Source organism: Curtobacterium sp. MCBD17_019, from assembly GCF_003234555.1.
GTDB lineage: Bacteria > Actinomycetota > Actinomycetes > Actinomycetales > Microbacteriaceae > Curtobacterium.
The window spans coordinates 46400-62381 of the sequence record NZ_QKTT01000012.1; the positions used below are offsets into that span (position 1 = coordinate 46400).

The 15982-nt window shown below is 72.6% G+C and carries 18 protein-coding genes; 3 read left to right on the forward strand and 15 right to left on the reverse strand.

Annotation, left to right across the window (positions count from 1 at the left end; genetic code table 11):
- Positions 1-138 precede the first annotated feature (138 nt).
- Positions 139-1329 (forward strand): class I SAM-dependent methyltransferase, encoded by a 1191-nt coding sequence (locus DEI82_RS11840; protein WP_111036905.1) that lies wholly within the window; start codon positions 139-141, stop codon positions 1327-1329.
- Positions 1330-1470: 141 nt separating this feature from the next.
- Here DEI82_RS11840 and DEI82_RS11845 read toward each other — a convergent pair whose 3' ends face one another.
- From DEI82_RS11845 to glmS, 10 genes are all read right to left on the reverse strand, one after another.
- Entirely contained in the window at positions 1471-2007 is a 537-nt protein-coding gene (locus tag DEI82_RS11845) for a DUF4190 domain-containing protein (protein WP_111012151.1), read from the reverse strand.
- Between the two features lie 209 nt (positions 2008-2216).
- A complete protein-coding gene (gene tsaD, locus DEI82_RS11850) occupies positions 2217-3278 on the reverse strand; it encodes a tRNA (adenosine(37)-N6)-threonylcarbamoyltransferase complex transferase subunit TsaD (RefSeq protein WP_111036907.1) in 1062 nt (353 codons plus the stop codon).
- Positions 3275-3766 carry a ribosomal protein S18-alanine N-acetyltransferase gene (gene rimI / locus DEI82_RS11855; RefSeq protein WP_258369899.1) on the reverse strand — a complete coding sequence of 164 codons (492 nt, stop codon included), beginning with the start codon at positions 3764-3766 and terminating at the stop codon, positions 3275-3277. Before rimI ends, tsaD begins: the two co-directional genes overlap by 4 nt.
- Entirely contained in the window at positions 3763-4431 is a 669-nt protein-coding gene (gene tsaB, locus DEI82_RS11860) for a tRNA (adenosine(37)-N6)-threonylcarbamoyltransferase complex dimerization subunit type 1 TsaB (RefSeq protein ID WP_111012149.1), read from the reverse strand. Before tsaB ends, rimI begins: the two co-directional genes overlap by 4 nt.
- Positions 4432-4578: 147 nt before the next feature.
- Positions 4579-5265: an SGNH/GDSL hydrolase family protein gene (locus DEI82_RS11865; RefSeq protein ID WP_111027350.1), complete on the reverse strand. Its 687-nt coding sequence runs from the start codon at positions 5263-5265 to the stop codon at positions 4579-4581.
- An 84-nt stretch (positions 5266-5349) separates the two neighbouring features.
- Positions 5350-5826, reverse strand: a complete 477-nt coding sequence (gene tsaE, locus DEI82_RS11870) for a tRNA (adenosine(37)-N6)-threonylcarbamoyltransferase complex ATPase subunit type 1 TsaE (protein WP_111036970.1) — start codon at positions 5824-5826, stop codon at positions 5350-5352.
- Between the two features lie 38 nt (positions 5827-5864).
- Positions 5865-7043: an alanine racemase gene (gene alr / locus DEI82_RS11875; RefSeq protein WP_111036909.1), complete on the reverse strand. Its 1179-nt coding sequence runs from the start codon at positions 7041-7043 to the stop codon at positions 5865-5867.
- Complete coding sequence (gene alr / locus DEI82_RS11880; protein WP_111009907.1) at positions 7040-8125, reverse strand: alanine racemase; 1086 nt, start codon at positions 8123-8125, stop codon at positions 7040-7042. Before alr (DEI82_RS11880) ends, alr (DEI82_RS11875) begins: the two co-directional genes overlap by 4 nt.
- A 96-nt stretch (positions 8126-8221) precedes the next feature.
- Positions 8222-8590 carry a holo-ACP synthase gene (locus DEI82_RS11885; protein WP_111012143.1) on the reverse strand — a complete coding sequence of 123 codons (369 nt, stop codon included), beginning with the start codon at positions 8588-8590 and terminating at the stop codon, positions 8222-8224.
- A 4-nt stretch (positions 8591-8594) separates the two neighbouring features.
- Entirely contained in the window at positions 8595-10442 is a 1848-nt protein-coding gene (gene glmS / locus DEI82_RS11890; protein ID WP_111009811.1) for a glutamine--fructose-6-phosphate transaminase (isomerizing), read from the reverse strand.
- 119 nt (positions 10443-10561) lie between these two features.
- Here glmS and DEI82_RS11895 point away from each other — a divergent pair, with 119 nt between their 5' ends.
- Positions 10562-11044: a glutathione peroxidase gene (locus tag DEI82_RS11895; RefSeq protein ID WP_111009812.1), complete on the forward strand. Its 483-nt coding sequence runs from the start codon at positions 10562-10564 to the stop codon at positions 11042-11044.
- 92 nt (positions 11045-11136) lie between these two features.
- Here the strand turns inward: DEI82_RS11895 and DEI82_RS11900 are convergent, their stop codons facing one another.
- Together DEI82_RS11900 and DEI82_RS11905 are read right to left on the reverse strand one after the other, a co-directional pair.
- Complete coding sequence (locus tag DEI82_RS11900; protein ID WP_111036911.1) at positions 11137-12195, reverse strand: aldo/keto reductase; 1059 nt, start codon at positions 12193-12195, stop codon at positions 11137-11139.
- A gap of 58 nt (positions 12196-12253) precedes the next feature.
- Complete coding sequence (locus DEI82_RS11905; RefSeq protein ID WP_111036913.1) at positions 12254-12499, reverse strand: hypothetical protein; 246 nt, start codon at positions 12497-12499, stop codon at positions 12254-12256.
- 74 nt (positions 12500-12573) lie between these two features.
- Between DEI82_RS11905 and coaA the strand changes: the two genes are divergently transcribed.
- Positions 12574-13521 carry a type I pantothenate kinase gene (gene coaA, locus DEI82_RS11910; protein ID WP_111009815.1) on the forward strand — a complete coding sequence of 316 codons (948 nt, stop codon included), beginning with the start codon at positions 12574-12576 and terminating at the stop codon, positions 13519-13521.
- Between the two features lie 87 nt (positions 13522-13608).
- On the opposite strand, the gene glmM is transcribed toward coaA, so the two are convergent.
- The 3 genes from glmM to rplM are packed head-to-tail and all read right to left on the reverse strand — an operon-like array spanning position 13609 to position 15975.
- Positions 13609-14982 carry a phosphoglucosamine mutase gene (gene glmM, locus DEI82_RS11915; protein ID WP_111036915.1) on the reverse strand — a complete coding sequence of 458 codons (1374 nt, stop codon included), beginning with the start codon at positions 14980-14982 and terminating at the stop codon, positions 13609-13611.
- A 22-nt stretch (positions 14983-15004) separates the two neighbouring features.
- Positions 15005-15490 carry a 30S ribosomal protein S9 gene (gene rpsI, locus DEI82_RS11920; RefSeq protein ID WP_111009817.1) on the reverse strand — a complete coding sequence of 162 codons (486 nt, stop codon included), beginning with the start codon at positions 15488-15490 and terminating at the stop codon, positions 15005-15007.
- A 38-nt stretch (positions 15491-15528) separates the two neighbouring features.
- Entirely contained in the window at positions 15529-15975 is a 447-nt protein-coding gene (gene rplM / locus DEI82_RS11925; RefSeq protein WP_111009818.1) for a 50S ribosomal protein L13, read from the reverse strand.
- Positions 15976-15982 lie beyond the last annotated feature (7 nt).

Genomic DNA, 15982 nt, shown 5'->3' on the forward strand with positions numbered 1-15982 from the left:
GGAACACCGTAAGCCCGCTCCGAGGCCGGGTTTCCCCTGCGTTCACCGTCGTCACCGACTGTTCAGACGCCCGTCCGCCGACGGTCACGGAAGTGGGGGCTTGCCGAACCGTCGTGCGGGAACTGGGAGGATCGGGGCATGGACGCCGCGGACCTCGCACAGCTGCTCACACCCGAGGGCATGGCGCTCCTCGACCGTGTCCCGGGCCTCGCCGAGGGCGACGACGTCGTGCGTGCCGTGTCGCGCCTCCGCGCGGAGGGCCACGATCCACGGCTCGTGGCGACGGTCCTGACGCAGGCGCGACTCCGTCAGCGGGCCCGGGCGAAGTTCGGCGACTTCGCGGGCCGGATGCTGTTCACCGAGGCCGGTCTCGAGCAGGCGACGCGCCTCCGCGTCGCCGCACAGCACGCCGGCCGGTTCGCCGCCGCCGGGATCACACGCGTCGCCGACCTCGGGTGTGGCATCGGTGGTGATGCGCTCGCGCTCGCGGCGCTCGACCTCGAGGTCGTCGCCGTCGACCGCGACGAGGTCACCGCCGCGATCGCCACGCACAACCTGGCACCGTGGCCCGCGGCCCGGGTCGAGCTCGGGGACGCGGCCCGCTTCGACGTCGGCCGGGTCGACGGCGTGTGGCTCGACCCGGCACGGCGCACCGCGGGACACAGCGACACACGACGGCTCGACGACCCGGACGACTGGTCCCCGTCCCTCGACACGGTGTTCGCCGCGGCGACGCAGCTGCCCACGGGGGTCAAGCTCGGGCCGGGCGTCGACCGCGACCTCGTCCCCGACACGGCCGAGGCGCAGTGGACGAGCGTCGACCGCGAGGTCGTCGAACTCGCGCTGTGGTTCGGTCCCCTCGCGCGGCCGGGCGTCCGCCGCGCGGCCACCGTCATCGGCGCGCACGGGGTCGCCGAGCTCACGGGTCCGGCCGACGCCGAGGACGTCGAGGTCGGCCCGCTGGGCGAGTACCTCGTCGAGCCGGACGGCGCGGTCATCCGAGCTCGGCTCATCGGAGATCTCGGGCGGCGACTCGGCGGCCGGATGCTCTCGTCGGGCATCGCCTACCTGAGCACGGACGCACCCGTCGACACCCCGTTCGCCCAGGTGTTCCGCGTCCGCGACGTCCTGCCGCTCGACCCGAAGCGCATCGGCGCGCGGCTGGCAGCGGACGGCGTCGGCCGGGTGGAGATCAAGAAGCGCGGCGTCGATGTGGACCCCGCGCAGTTCCGTCGGCGGTTGCGCCTGCAGGGCGGGTCCGGGCAGGCGACGCTCGTCCTCACCCGCCTGGAGGGACGGCACGCAGCCGTCCTGTGCGATCGCCCATGACGCCGGTCCTGCTTGCCCCATCCGCCGAGATCGCACAACACGCCGCTCACCTTCGAAGGTGAGCGGCGTGTTGTGCGATCTCGGTGAGGACCGCCGTCGGCGGGCGGGCGGGGCGGCCCGGGCGGCCCGGGCGGCCCGGGATCAGGTGTTCGGGTAGTTCGAGTAGTCGCCGTTGTGCGACGCGACGAACGCGAAGAAGATGACGATGAACACGATGTAGGCGACCCACAGCGCCGTGATCACGTAGCCCGCGATGAGCCCCGTGAGCGCGAGCGGACGCCCCTGCTCCCCCGTGCGCTTGATCTGGTGCAGGCTGATGTGCCCGAACACCACCCCGAGGGGCGCCACCACGAAGCCGAACACGATGGCGAGGATCGAGAACAGGTTCCAGCTCGACGACGCCTGCGGGTACCCCGACCCGGGCTGCCCGTAGGGATTGGGCTGGCCGTACTGCGGCTGGCCGTACGGCTGCTGTCCGTAGGGCTGCTGGCCGTACTGCGCCTGCCCGTACGGCTGCTGACCGTGCTGACCCTGCTGTCCGTACGGCGACTGCTGCCCGTGCTGCGGCTGTCCGAACTGCGGCTGTCCGTACCCGTGGTGTCCCGACGGTGTCTGTCCGGACGGCGCCTGGCCGGACGGCGTCTGTCCGTACTGCGGCTGGTCGTTCTGGTCGGACACGTGTTCTCCCCTCCTCGTCGCCCACGGTGCGGGCGTCCCGCCGATCCTCCCACAGGGCGCGTGCGCACGACCGGCCGCCAGCACCCCCGGAGCGGGGGAGGCACGGCCAGCGGACGCGCGGTGCCGCGCCGCCGCGGTCGTCAGGCCCGCACCGTCGTCGGACCTGCACCCTCGTCAGGACCTGCACCCTCGTCAAACCCGCACCGTCGTCAGACCTGCACGGTCGTCACGGGCAACGTCGAGTCCGCCGCGATCCCCAGGTCGCTCGGGGCGTGCCCGGACGCCACGAGCTGCGCCCCGATCGCGGCGATCATCGCGCCGTTGTCGGTGCAGAGGTCGAGCGGCGGGATCCGGAGCGTGACGCCGGCGGCCGCGCACCGTTCCTCGGCCACGGCCCGGAGCCGCCGGTTCGCGACGACACCCCCGCCGAGCAGGAGCCGGTCGACGCCGGTGTCCCGGCACGCGGCGAGCGCCTTCGTCAGGAGCACGTCGACGACGGCCTCGCGGAAGCTCGCGGCGACGTCGGCGACGGGGACGTCGCGCCCGTCGTCGCGGCAGCGCTCGACCCAGCGGGCGACCGCGGTCTTGAGGCCGGAGAACGAGAAGTCGTACCGGTGGGCCGCCATGTCCTTCGGCAGGGTGAGGCCGCGGGGGAACCGGATCGCGGAGGGGTCGCCATCGGCGGCGGCTCGGTCGATCTCGGGCCCGCCCGGGTACGGCAGCCCGAGCAGCCGTGCGACCTTGTCGAACGCCTCACCGGCAGCGTCGTCGATCGTCTCGCCGAGGAGCTCGACGTCGTCGACGAGGTCCCGCACGAGCAGGAGCGACGTGTGGCCGCCCGACACCAGCAGTGCGACGGTCGGCAGTTCGATCTCGGTGCCGTCGGCACGCAGGACGTCCGCCCCGACGTGGCCGACCAGGTGGTTCACGCCGTAGAGCGGCTTGCCGGTCGCGACCGCGAGCGCCTTCGCCGCGCCGACCCCCACCATGAGGGCACCGGCCAACCCGGGTCCAGCGGTCACGGCGACGGCGTCGAGCTCGTCGAGCCGCACGCCCGCGGTGTCGAGTGCCTGCTCGAGCGTCGGGGTCATGGCCTCGAGGTGGGCACGCGCCGCGACCTCGGGCACGACCCCGCCGTAGCGGGCGTGTTCCTCCATGCTCGACGCGATGACGTTCGCGAGCAGGGTGCGGCCCCGCACGATGCCGACGCCGGTCTCGTCGCAGCTCGTCTCGATCCCGAGGACCAGCGGGCCGTCCGTCGTCGTGCTCATGCCGTGCCTCCCGTCGTTCGGTCCCGGACCGAGCCCCGCATGACCAGCGCGTCGACGTCGTCGGGTTGGTAGTACCGCGGCCGCGTGCCGATGGCCTCGAAGCCGAACGAGCGGTACATGGCCTGCGCGACGGGATTGTCAGCACGGACCTCGAGGAACACCTCGCGCACGTCGCGGCGGGCGGCCTCGTCGAGCAGCTCGCGGAACAGCGCTCGCCCGAGGCCCTGCCCGCGGTGGTCGGCGGCCACGGCGATCGTCTGGACGTCACCGTCGTGTCCTCCGGGCAACGACGAGAACCCGGCGTACCCGACCAGGACCGGCTCCGGTGCCTCGTCGGTCGTCTCGGCCACGACGTAGTGGCCGTAGGGCGAGCGGAACTCCTCCCTCATCTGCGCGGTCGACCACGCGTCGGTCGGGAAGGAGGTCCGCTCGAGCCGCATGACCGCGTCGAGGTCGTCGGGCCGGGCGGGCCGGATCCGCCAGCTCACGAGCGCACCCGCTTCGGCGCACCCGGCATGGTCACGTCCGGGTCCCGGAGGTACAGCGGCTCGTCGTCGGCGAACGGTGCGCCGACCGCCAGACGTTCGGCGGCGAGCAGTCCGAGGCGCCCGGCCGGGATCGTCACCGCGGTGACGCGACGCAGGTCGGCGGCGTCACCGAGCACGGCGTCGAGGTCGTCCGGGCGCGCGAGCCCGGGCCCGGCGGTCCGCACCGGGAGCGGTCGGGAGGCACGGTGCCGGTCCGACCGGCCGGTCGCCACCGCCTCGCTGCCGCCCGCGTAGACGCTCCAGTAGACCTCGCGTCGGCGCGCGTCGGTCAGGACGACGAGCGGCCCGCCGTCGGCCTCGGCCGCGGCGACGGCGTCGTGGCTCACGACCGGGAGGAACGGCACCGATCGCGCGACGGCGAACGTCCGCGCCGCGGCGATCCCGACACGGAGGCCCGTGAACGGCCCGGGACCCATGCCCGCGACCACGCCCGTGACCGCCGCAGGGGTGACGCCGGCGATCGACAGGACGTCGGCCAGGAAGGGCCCGACGACCTCGGCGTGCCGCCGGGTGTCCTCGGTGCTCCGCTCGGCGAGCACGGTCCGGGCGGCCGGGTCGACGAGGGCGACGGCCGTGCCGGCGGACGTGTCGATGGTCAGGAGCACCGGACCATCGTACGGTCGTGGTGGGGACGCAGGGTGGCCACCCGCGCCTCCCCGGCGCACGCGGGGACGGGATCGAGCTGTCCGACGAGCTGGACGAGCGCGGGCGCACCGTCGCCGGCCGGTGCACGGCACCGGCCGGCGGGTTGCTCAGTTGCTGATGCCGGCCGCGGCGAGGTCGTCCGCGATCGCGTCCCCGAGGACCCGCTGGCCCTCGACGGTCGGGTGCTCGCTGTCCCCCTGGAGGAGTTGCGGCTGTCCGGCGAGCGGCTGCCCGACGTCGACGAACGTCCCGCCGGCGGCGGTCACCGCGGCCTGGAGGGCGTCCGAGCTCTCCGCGACCACCGGGTCCGCGGGCCCGGGCTGGTTCCAGAGGGTGCTCAGCCCGACGATCCGGGCATCCGGCAGTGCTCCGTGGATGCGCGCCACGGTCCTCCAGGCTCCCCTGGCGATCGCAGCGGCGCTCTGACCCTGGTCGTTGTCGGACGCCTGGATGACGACGAGGTCGGGGTGCGCCGCGACGGCCTGCCCGACGAGCCCGTTGAAGTCCGTCCCACAGTCGCCGACGCGGACGAACCCGGCACCGCTGCACGCGAGGTTCGTGACGTCGACGTGCTCGTCCGCCGCCTCCAGGGCGGGCCACGCCTGGTCCGGGCTGGCGAGGCCGTAGCCGGCCATGATCGAGTCGCCGATCGTCACGATGTGCGGTCGCGTCGCGTTCGCCGCGGAGGGCGCCGTCGAGTCGGCCGCTTCCGCGAACGCGGTCTGTCCGACGAGGCCGGATGACGCGGCCACACCGAGGATGGACACGAGGATTGCTTTCGGGAGCATCTTCATGGCGGTGACGGTAGCGGCGTGACCGGATCGTGACCTGTGCGCTCGGGGGACGGATGGTGCGCAGCCGACCCGGGGAGTACAGCGTCAGACGGTGACGCCGTCCCAGCGCGGGCCCACGGCGCGGACCACCACGTGGCGCGGTTCGTCCGGGACGTCGTCCGGGTCGACGTCGTCCGTGTCGATCACGCCCGCACCGTCGCCGGGCAGCGCAGCACCACTCGCCCGCTCGATCTCGACCTCGAGCACGTCCGCGCTGATGCCGTCCACCATGCCCCGCCCCCACTCGACGACGACGACCGAGCCGTCCCAGTCGAGGTCGAGGTCGTCGAGTTCGACCGGGTCGGACAGCCGGTACGCGTCGACGTGCACGAGGTCGACGCCCCGGGCCGTCGGGTGGGTCCGGGCGAGCACGAAGGTCGGGCTCGACACCTGACCCCGTGCGCCCATGGCGGCGCCGAGGCCGCGGGTCAGGGTCGTCTTGCCCGCGCCCAGGGGCCCCGTCAGCACGACGAGGTCCCCCGCACGGAGCACCGCTGCGAGCCGGGCTCCGAGCGCCTCCATCGCCCCGGTGCCGTCGACCACGACGTCGAGCAACACGGTCACGGTCGGCCACCCGCACTGCGGCTCAGGACGGCGGCACGCTGGCTGAACTCCTCGGCGTGCCGCCCGGAGTAGCGCCGTGGCACGCGTCCGCCGATCCGGCAGGCGAGCTCCTCGCCGATCGTGTCGAGCCCCGCGGCCCACTCGAGGATCGTCGACTCGCCGCGCTCGCCCGTGCCGAACAACACGACCGTGTCGCCCACACGGACGTCGTCGTCCCCGACGTCGACGAGGAACTGGTCCATCGCCACCCGGCCCGCGATCGGGTAGCGGACGCCGCCGATCGTGACCTCGACCCGTCCCTGGGCGCGCCGGGGCACGCCGTCCGCGTAGCCGACGGGCACGAGGGCGAGCGTGGTCTCGGCGGCGGTCCGGTAGGTGTAGTCGTACGAGACACCCGTGCCGACGGGGACCCGCTTGACCTTCGCGACCGACGCCGTGAGCGTCATCACGGGGGTGAGCCCGAGGTCCGCCGCGACGACGCCGTCCGCGCCGGGGATGCCGTACGTGTTCGCCCCCATGCGGACCATGTCGTGCCGGAACTCGGGCCGCTCGAGGCCGGCGAGGCTGGCGGCGACGTGCCGGATCGGCAGCTCGAGCCCGAGTCCCGCGGCGGCGTCGACCGCCTCGGTGAACACGGCGACCGCCGCGGCGTCGTCGTCGTCGGACGCCTCCGCGAGGTGCGTGTACGCGGCGACGACCTCGATCGCATCGGCGCGCTGGGCGTCGCGGGCACGCTCGACGAGCGCAGGCCACCGGTCCGGCGTCGCGCCGTCGCGGTGGAGGCCCGTGTCGACGCCGAGGTGCACGCGCGCCGGCCGCTGGGTCACGGCCGCGACGATCCGGTCGAGCTCGGCCACGTTCGACACCCCGAGGTCGACACCGGAGTCCACGGCGTCCCGGGGGTCGAGGTCCGGGTCGTGCTGCCACGCGAACAACCGGACGTCCTCGCCGACACCGACCGAGCGCAGCCGCAGGGCCGCCTCGACCGTGAGCACCCCGAGCCAGCGGACGCCCGCGTCGACCGCGGTGAGCGCGAGGGGCACCATGCCGTGTCCGTACCCGTCGGCCTTGAGGACCACCATGACCTCGACCGGGTCCATCCACGACCGCAGGAGGTCGATGTTGGCCCGGTACGCATCGAGGTCGACGACGGCCTCGCGGAGCGGCGCGCTCACATGGTCCTCCTCGCCAGGAGGGGGCCGAGTCGTGCGACCACCTCGTAGTTGATCGTGCCGATGGCGGCCGCCCACTCCTCGACGGACGGCACCCCGGTGGCCGGGTCGCCCCAGAGGACGACCTCGTCGCCCGCCGCGACCTCCGCGTCGCCGACGTCGATGTGCATCGCGTTCATCGCCACGCGGCCGACCACCGGGAAGCGTCGGCCGCCGATCGACACCGACACCCGGTTGCCGAAGCCACGGTCGAAGCCGTCCGCGTAGCCGAGTCCGATGATCGCGAGCGTCGTCTCGCGCTCGGTGCGGTGGGTGTAGCCGTACGAGACACCGTGCCCCGCCGGCACCCGGATCGTCCGGAGGACCGACGCCGTGACCGTCATCGCCGGGCGGAGTCCGAGCTCGGCGGACGTCCGGTCCGCGAACGGGCTCAGGCCGTACAGGGACAGGCCGATCCGGGCCAGGTCGCGTCGCGTCTCGGGCACCGCGATCGACGCCGCGCTCGCCGCGAGGTGGACGACCTCGGGCACGATCCCGTGGGCGGCGAGCGCCGAGAGCGCCCGGTCGAGGGCGGCGTCCTGGGCGAGGTCGTCCTCGCGGGACGCGTTGGCCAGGTGCGACATGACGCCCTCCACCCGTGTCCGCGGCAGCGCCGCGGCAGCGGCGAAGAGCTCGGGCCACTCGGACTCGACGGCGCCGTTGCGGCTCAGGCCGGTGTCGAGGACGAGGTGGACCGCTGGCACCTCCGCGCCGGCCGCCGCGGCGAGCTGCTCGACCGACGAGACGGCTGGCGTGATGCCCTCGGATGCGGCGCGCACGAAGTCCTCGTCCGGGGCGTGCAGCCACGCGAGGATCCGGACGTCGATGCCCGCGCGCCGGAGCGCGAGGGCCTCGTCGACGTCCGCGACGCCGAGCCACTCCGCGCCCGCGTCGACGAAGGCGCGTGCCGCCTCGACGGCGCCGTGCCCGTACCCGTCGGCCTTGACGACCGCGATCACGCCCGCCGGTGCCACCCGCTCGGCGAGCGTCGCGTAGTTGGCGATCAGGGCCTCCCGGTCGACGGTGACGCCGGTGAACGCGCTCACCGGGTCACCACCACGGACGGGAGGCACGGTTCGGCCCCGGCGTGCTGGGTCGGCCGCGCGCTCCCGCGCGGCCTCCACGTATGGTCGGTCAACTCCTCAGTTCCCTTCGATGACGACGAACGCCGTCGCGATCGGTCCATCGTGCGACAGTGACAGATGGACGGCCGTCACGCCACGCGCGTCGGCCACCGCCTGGGCCCCCGCGTGCAGGGTCAGCGACGGTGCACGCTGGTCGTCCGCGACGACCTCGAGTTCCTGCCAGCTCAGTCCCGCACTCGTGCCGAACGCCTTGATCAGGGCCTCCTTGGCCGCGAAGCGGGCGGCGAGCGAGGCGGTGGGGCGGGGCTCGCCGTCCCGCAGCAGCTCCGCCGGCGTGAACAGGCGACGCCGGAGCGCGGGCGTGCGCTCGAGGACCCCGGCGAACCGAGCGAGGTCCACGACGTCGACACCGATGCCGATGATCACGGGACTACTCGACGGTCACCGACTTGGCGAGGTTGCGGGGCTGGTCCACGTCGAGCCCCTTGGCCGCCGCCAGTTCCATCCCGAACATGTGCAGCGGCGCGACCGCCAGGAGCGGCTCGAACAGCGGCGTCGCCAGCGGGATGCGCAGGACCTCGTCGGCGTAGGGCAGGACGGCCGCGTCGCCCTCTTCCGCGATCGCGATGACCCGCGCGCCACGGGCCCGGATCTCCTGGATGTTCGAGACGACCTTCGGGTGGAGCGACCGCTCGTCGCGGGGGCTCGGCACGATGACGAACACGATCTGCCCCGGTTCGATGAGCGCGATCGGGCCGTGCTTGAGCTCGCCTGCGGCGAAGCCCTCGGCGTGGATGTACGCGAGTTCCTTGAGCTTGAGCGCCCCCTCGAGGGCGATGGGGTAGCCGACGTGGCGCCCGAGGAACAACACGCTCCGGGTGTCCGCCATCCAGCGCGCGAGCTCGGTCACCGAGGCGGCGTCCTCGATCGTCTGCTGCAGCTTGGCCGGGAGCGCGTCGAGCTCCGCGACCTGCGCCGCGACCTGCTCCGGCGTGAGCGTGCCCCGGAGCGTCGCGAGGTGCAGGCCGAGCAGGTACAGCGCGACGCCCTGCGCCAGGAACGCCTTCGTCGAGGCCACGGCGACCTCGGGGCCCGCGTGCGTGTACAGCACGGCATCGGACTCGCGCGGGATCGTCGCGCCCTGGGTGTTGCAGATGGACAGCGTGCGGGCACCCTGCTCACGGGCGTACTTGACCGCCATCAGGGTGTCCATCGTCTCGCCGGACTGGCTGATCGACACGACGAGGGTCCGCTCGTCGAGCACCGGGTCGCGGTACCGGAACTCGTGCGCGAGCTCGACCTCGACCGGGACCCGCGCCCACTGCTCGATCGCGTACTTGCCGAGGATTCCGGCGTATGCCGCAGTGCCACAGGCGATCACGATGACGCGGTCGACCTGGGCGAGCCGGTCCGCGATCGGCTCGAGGTCCGTCAGGGTCACGGCGCCGTCGTGCACGCGGCCGAGCAGCGTGTTCGCGACCGCCTCGGGCTCCTCGCTGATCTCCTTCGCCATGAAGCTCGACCAGCCGCCCTTCTCGGCTGCGGACGCGTCCCACGACACCTCGAACTCGCTCGCGGTCGCGGGCGTGCCGTCGAACCCGATCACCGTCACGGCGTCGGGGCGGATCGTGACGATCTCGTCCTGCCCGATCGCCAGCGCGCGCTTGGTGTGCGACACGAAGGCCGCGACGTCCGAGCCGAGGAAGTTCTCGCCGTCGCCCAGGCCGACCACCAGGGGCGAGTTGCGGCGGGCGCCGACCACGACGTCCGGCTCGTCCGCGTGCACGACGAGCAGCGTGAAGGCGCCGTCGAGTCGGGCGACCGTCCGCCGCATCGCCTCGGTCAGGTCGTGGCCGGCACGGAACTCCCGCGCGACCAGGTGCGCCGCGACCTCGCTGTCCGTCTCGCTGTGGAACGTCACACCCTCGGCCAGGAGCTCGTCCTTGAGCAGGGCGAAGTTCTCGATGATGCCGTTGTGGATGAGCGCCAACTTGCCACCGTCGGCCAGGTGCGGGTGGGCGTTGCCATCGGTCGGGCCGCCGTGCGTCGCCCATCGCGTGTGGCCGATGCCCGTGCGGCCGTCCGTCATCGGGTCGGCCTGCAGGTCGTCCTTGAGGACCTGCAGCTTGCCGGCCCGCTTGCGCGACTCGAGGTCGCCCGCGGCGTCGATCACGGCGACGCCCGCGGAGTCGTACCCCCGGTACTCGAGCCGACCCAGTCCGCCGAGGAGGACCTCCAGACTGCTGCCGTTGCCGACGTACCCGACGATGCCACACATGCGCTCGATCCTATGGGGTGCGCGGCGGGAGCCCGCCGCACGGGCGTCGCGCGATCGCCCTGCCGGTCGCCGGTCCCGGGACACGCACGGCGCCCAGCTGCCGGGTCTAGCTTCGGCCCGTGACCCTCACCGACATCCCGATCACCACGCTCCAGGGCGAGCAGACCACCTTCGGCGCGTTCACCGACAAGGTCGTCCTCGTGGTGAACGTGGCCTCCCGATGCGGCCTCGCGCCGCAGTACGAGCAGCTCGAGGAACTCCAGCGCCGGTACGGCGACCGTGGGTTCACCGTCCTCGGGTTCCCGAGCAACCAGTTCCTGCAGGAGCTCGGGTCGTCCGAGGCCATCGAGGAGTACTGCAGCACCACCTGGGGCGTCACGTTCCCGATGTCCGAGAAGGTCAAGGTGAACGGCCGCGGCGCCCATCCGCTGTACCAGGAGCTCAAGCAGACCCCGGACGCGAACGGCAAGGCCGGACGGGTGACGTGGAACTTCGAGAAGTTCGTCGTGACGCCGGACGGCGCCGTCCACCGGTTCCGGCCCACCACCGTGCCGGACGACCCGGCGATCGTCGCCGTGATCGAGGCCGCGCTCCCCGCCTGAGCCTGCTCCTGAGCCGAACGGCGTGCGGGGTGCTGAACGACGGCGAGGCCCCGCACGCTCGGTGGCGTGCGGGGCCTCGGACCGATCGGCGGTCAGTCCTGGTGCAGGTGCCGCCCGATGAGGCTGAGGTCGGCCGCGCTCGAGCGACCGTCCGCCGTGTTCGCCTGGTGCCAGTACGGGTACTGCAGCGGGGTCGCGCTCGCGTCGTCGAGGCGGGCGATCTCGTCCGCGGAGAGCTGGACGTCCGCCGCTCCGAGGCTGTCGGTGAGCTGCTCCTCGGTCCGCGCGCCGACGATCGCCGACGTCACGCCCGGCTTCGCGAGCGTCCAGGCCAGACCGACCTGCGTCGCGGTGACGCCCCGCTGCTCGGCGATGTCGACGAGCACCTCGATCGTGTCGTACAGGCGGTCCTCGTCGTCGATGGGCGGCTCGGTCCAGCCCTCGAAGCGCCGCGAACCCTCGGGCACGTCCTGACCGCGACGGTACTTGCCGGTGAGCAGCCCGCCCGCGAGCGGACTCCAGACGAGGATGCCGATGCCCTGGTCGAGCGTGATCGGCACGAGCTCGTTCTCAGCGTCGCGGGACTGCAGCGAGTAGTAGATCTGCTGGCTCGCGAAGTGCTCCAGGTGGTGCTTGTCGGAGGCCCACATCGCCTTCATGAGGTGCCACCCGGAGAAGTTCGATGCACCGATGTAGCGCACCTTGCCCGACCGGACGAGGTCGTCCAGCGCGCCGAGCGTCTCCTCGAGGGGCGTCGATCCGTCCCAGCCGTGCAGCTGGTAGAGGTCGATGTGATCGGTGCCGAGCCGACGGAGGCTGTCCTCGGCGGCCTTGACGATGTGGTGGCGGGACAGTCCGCCGTCGTTCGGTCCGGGCCCCATGCCCCCGCGGACCTTCGTGGCGATGAGCACGTCCTCACGCGCGCTGCCCAGCGCCTGGCCGAGGATCTCCTCGGACGCGCCGTCGGAGTAGACGTCGGCCGTGTCGATGAGGTTGACGCCCGCGTCGCGCGCGATGTCGATCTGCCGGCGAGCCCCATCGACGTCGATGTGGCCGACCGGACTCGCCCAGCCGGTGCCGGCGAACCCCATCGTGCCGAGGCTGATCGTGGAGACCTGCAGTCCCGTGTTGCCCAGATGACGGTATTCCATGCGGCCGACCCTACTCAGACAACAGACAGCAGTACGCCCAGATGAGCGACGCGCTCGGTCACTTCGACGAGGCCTGGGGCGGGGTGTAGACGGCGGAGGGAGTGCGCGGAGCGTACGCAGGGGCCGGCCGGTTCGTTGCGGGAGGCGCGCCCCACCACTGCACGGGCGGCGCCTCGAGACGGAGTTCCGCGTGGAGGCCCAGGGCCAGTGCGGTGGGGATGACGACCGCCATCACGAGGATCGCGACGCCGGCGAGCGCCGGCTGTGCGCTCAGGGTCTCCCGCGGCGCTGTGATCCGGTCCACCCGCTGTGGACAGCACGTCGTCCACACCGCGTCGGCTCGGAGACTGCACCATCCTCTCGTCTACCCTCGTCCTCATGGCCAACGCCCACGCGGAGACCGTCGCCCACCCGACGCCCTTCGTCGAGATCGACCGCCCCGAGTGGTCCGCCCTCGCACCCTCCCAGCACCTCGCGCTCACCGAGACCGAGATCGTCCAGCTCCGCGGGCTCGGGGACCGGCTCGACATGGACGAGGTGCAGCAGGTCTACCTCCCGCTGTCCCGGCTCCTCAACCTCTACGCGGCGGGCGCCCGGAGCCTCCACGCGGCGACGAGTGGATTCCTCGGCGAGCGAGCGTCACGCACGCCCTTCGTGATCGGCGTCGCGGGGTCCGTCGCGGTGGGCAAGTCGACCGTCGCGCGGCTGCTCCGGGAGCTGACGAAGCGGTGGGAGGACACCCCGCGGGTCGAACTCGTGACGACGGACGGCTTCCTCTACCCGAACGCGGAGCTCGAGCGCCGCGGGATCATGGACCGCAAGGGGTTCCCCGAGTCCTACGATCGCCGCGCCCTGCTGCGCTTCGTCAGCCAGGTCAAGAGCGGTGCGGCCGAGGTCCGCGCCCCGTTCTACTCACATCTGCAGTACGACATCGTGCCCGACGCCGAGATCGTCGTCCGCCAGCCCGACGTGCTCATCGTCGAGGGGCTCACGGTGCTCGCACCACCCGTCAACGGCGGCCTGGCACTGTCGGACCTCTTCGACTTCACGATCTACGTCGACGCGAAGACCCGCGACATCGAGTCCTGGTACGTCGACCGCTTCCTCGCCCTGCAGCAGGCGGCCTTCGCGGACCCGAACTCGTTCTTCCACCGCTTCGCGACGCTCTCCCACGAGGACGCCGTCCGCACCGCGACGGACGTCTGGCGGAGCATCAACGAGCCGAACCTCCTCGAGAACGTCCTGCCGACGCGATCCCGCGCGACGCTCGTGCTCAAGAAGGGTGCGGACCACTCCGTCTCGAGCGTGCTGCTCCGCAAGATCTGACGCACCACCCGGACACGACCGGGAGGCGCGGTGCGGGTCCGGGAGGCGCGGTGCGGGTCCGATCCGCACCGCGCCTCCCGCCCGTGATCAGGCCGCGTCGAGTCCGAGCCGGTCGTGCACGACCGCGGCGAGTTCGTTGGCGACGCGCTCCGCGGTCGCCTGGTCCGCCGCCTCGACCATCACCCGGACCACGGGTTCGGTGCCCGACGGCCGGAGCAGGACCCGCCCGGTGTCCCCGAGGGCTGCCTCCGCGCCCGCGATGGCGCGCTGGACACCGGCGTCGTCGAGGCCGTGCCGGTCGACACCGCGCACGTTGACGAGCACCTGCGGGAACACCGTCATGCAGGCGGCCAGTTCGGCCAGGGTCTTGCGCGTGCGGGCCATCTCGGCGACCAGGTGGAGCCCGGTCAGGATGCCGTCGCCGGTCGTGGCGAACTCGTTGAAGATGATGTGGCCCGACTGCTCGCCGCCGAGCGAGTACCCGCCCTCGACCATCTTCTCGAGCACGTACCGGTCGCCCACGGCGGTCTCGAGCACCGCGATGTCGTTCTCGGCCATCGCCCGGCGGAGACCGAGGTTGCTCATGACGGTGGCCACGAGCGTGTCGTCCTGCAACCGGCCGCGCTCCTTGAGGGACAGCGCGAGGATCGCCATGATCTGGTCGCCGTCGATCGCGTTGCCCTCGGCGTCGACCGCCAGGCACCGGTCGGCGTCGCCGTCGTGGGCGATCCCGACGTCGGCGCCGGCTTCGAGCACCGCGCGGGCGAGGTTGTCGATGTGGGTCGACCCGACGCCGTCGTTGATGTTGACGCCGTCCGGGTCCGCACCGATGAGGGTGATCCGCGCGCCGGCGTTGACGAACACCTCGGGCGACACGGCAGCCGCGGCCCCGTTCGCACAGTCGAGGACGACGTGGATGCCGTCGAGCCGCGCGGGCAGGGTGCTCAGCAGGTGGACGACGTAGCGGTCCTCGGCGTCGGCGAAGCGGGTGATCCGCCCGACGTCGGCGCCCGTGGGCACCGGGACCTCGGCGCTCCCGATCGCTGCCTCGATGCGGTCCTCGACCTCGTCGGGGAGCTTCCGGCCGCCAGCGGCGAAGAACTTGATCCCGTTGTCGGGCGCCGGGTTGTGGGACGCGGAGACCATCACGCCGAAGTCCGCGTCGATGTCGGCGACGAGGAACGCCGCCGCGGGGGTGGGGATGACCCCGGCGTCGAGGACGTCGACGCCGGCGCTCGCCAGGCCGGCCGCGACGGCCGCGCCCAGGAACTCCCCGGAGACGCGCGGATCGCGCGCCAGGACCGCGATGGGACGCGGCCGACCGGACGCACGACGTGCGTCCGCGTGGTGTCCGTGCGTGAGCACGGCCGCGCTCGCCTGGGCGAGGCCCAGTGCGAGCGCGGCCGTCAGCTCGCCGTTGGCGAGACCACGAACACCGTCCGTTCCGAACAGACGTGGCACGGTGATGCCGTCCGAAGCGCGATCAGCGCTTCGAGAACTGCGACGCCTTACGGGCCTTCTTGAGACCGGCCTTCTTGCGCTCGATGACGCGGGCGTCACGGGTGAGGAAGCCCGCCTTCTTGAGCGTGGCGCGGTTGTTCTCGCGGTCGATCTCGTTGAGCGCCCGGGCGATCGCCAGACGCAGCGCGCCGGCCTGGCCCGAGGGGCCCCCACCGGTGATGCGGGCGGTGACGTCGTACGAACCGATGAGCTCGAGGACCTTGAACGGGTCGTTGATGAGCTGCTGGTGGAGCTTGTTCGGGAAGTAGTCCTCGAGCGAGCGGCCGTTCACCGAGAACGTGCCGGCGCCGGGGACGAGGCGCACGCGGGCGATGGCCTCCTTGCGGCGACCGACGGCCGCGCCCGAGACGTTGAGGATCTGACGAGGAGCCGCCTCCGAGGTCGCCGGGGCGCTCTCGGTGCTGAAGCTCGACGGGGTCTGGTCGATGGAGTCTGCGATCTGAGCCATGAGTGTGGAGTCCTGTGTCTTCTGCTGCGTGGCCGTCGTTACTGCGCGACCTGGTCGAGGGTGTACGGCGTCGGCTGCTGGGCGACGTGCGGGTGCTCGGGACCGGCGTAGACCTTGAGCTTCTTGAGCTGGGCGCGGCCGAGGCTGTTCTTCGGGAGCATGCCGCGGATCGCCTTCTCGACGGCGCGGGTCGGGTGCTTCTCGAGCATCTCCGGGTAGGTCGTGGCGGTGATGCCGCCCGGGTAGCCGGAGTGCCGGTAGTACGTCTTCTGCGCCAGCTTCGAGCCGGTCAGGGCGACCTTCTCGGCGTTGACGATGATGACGAAGTCACCCATGTCCATGTGCGGAGCGAAGGTGGCCTTGTGCTTGCCGCGCAGGAGCGCCGCGGCGTGCGAGGCGAGACGGCCGAGGACGACGTCGGTGGCGTCGATGACGAGCCACTTCGGCTGGACGTCCGCGGGCTTCGGTGAGAACGTGCGAGTCACAGGTGTG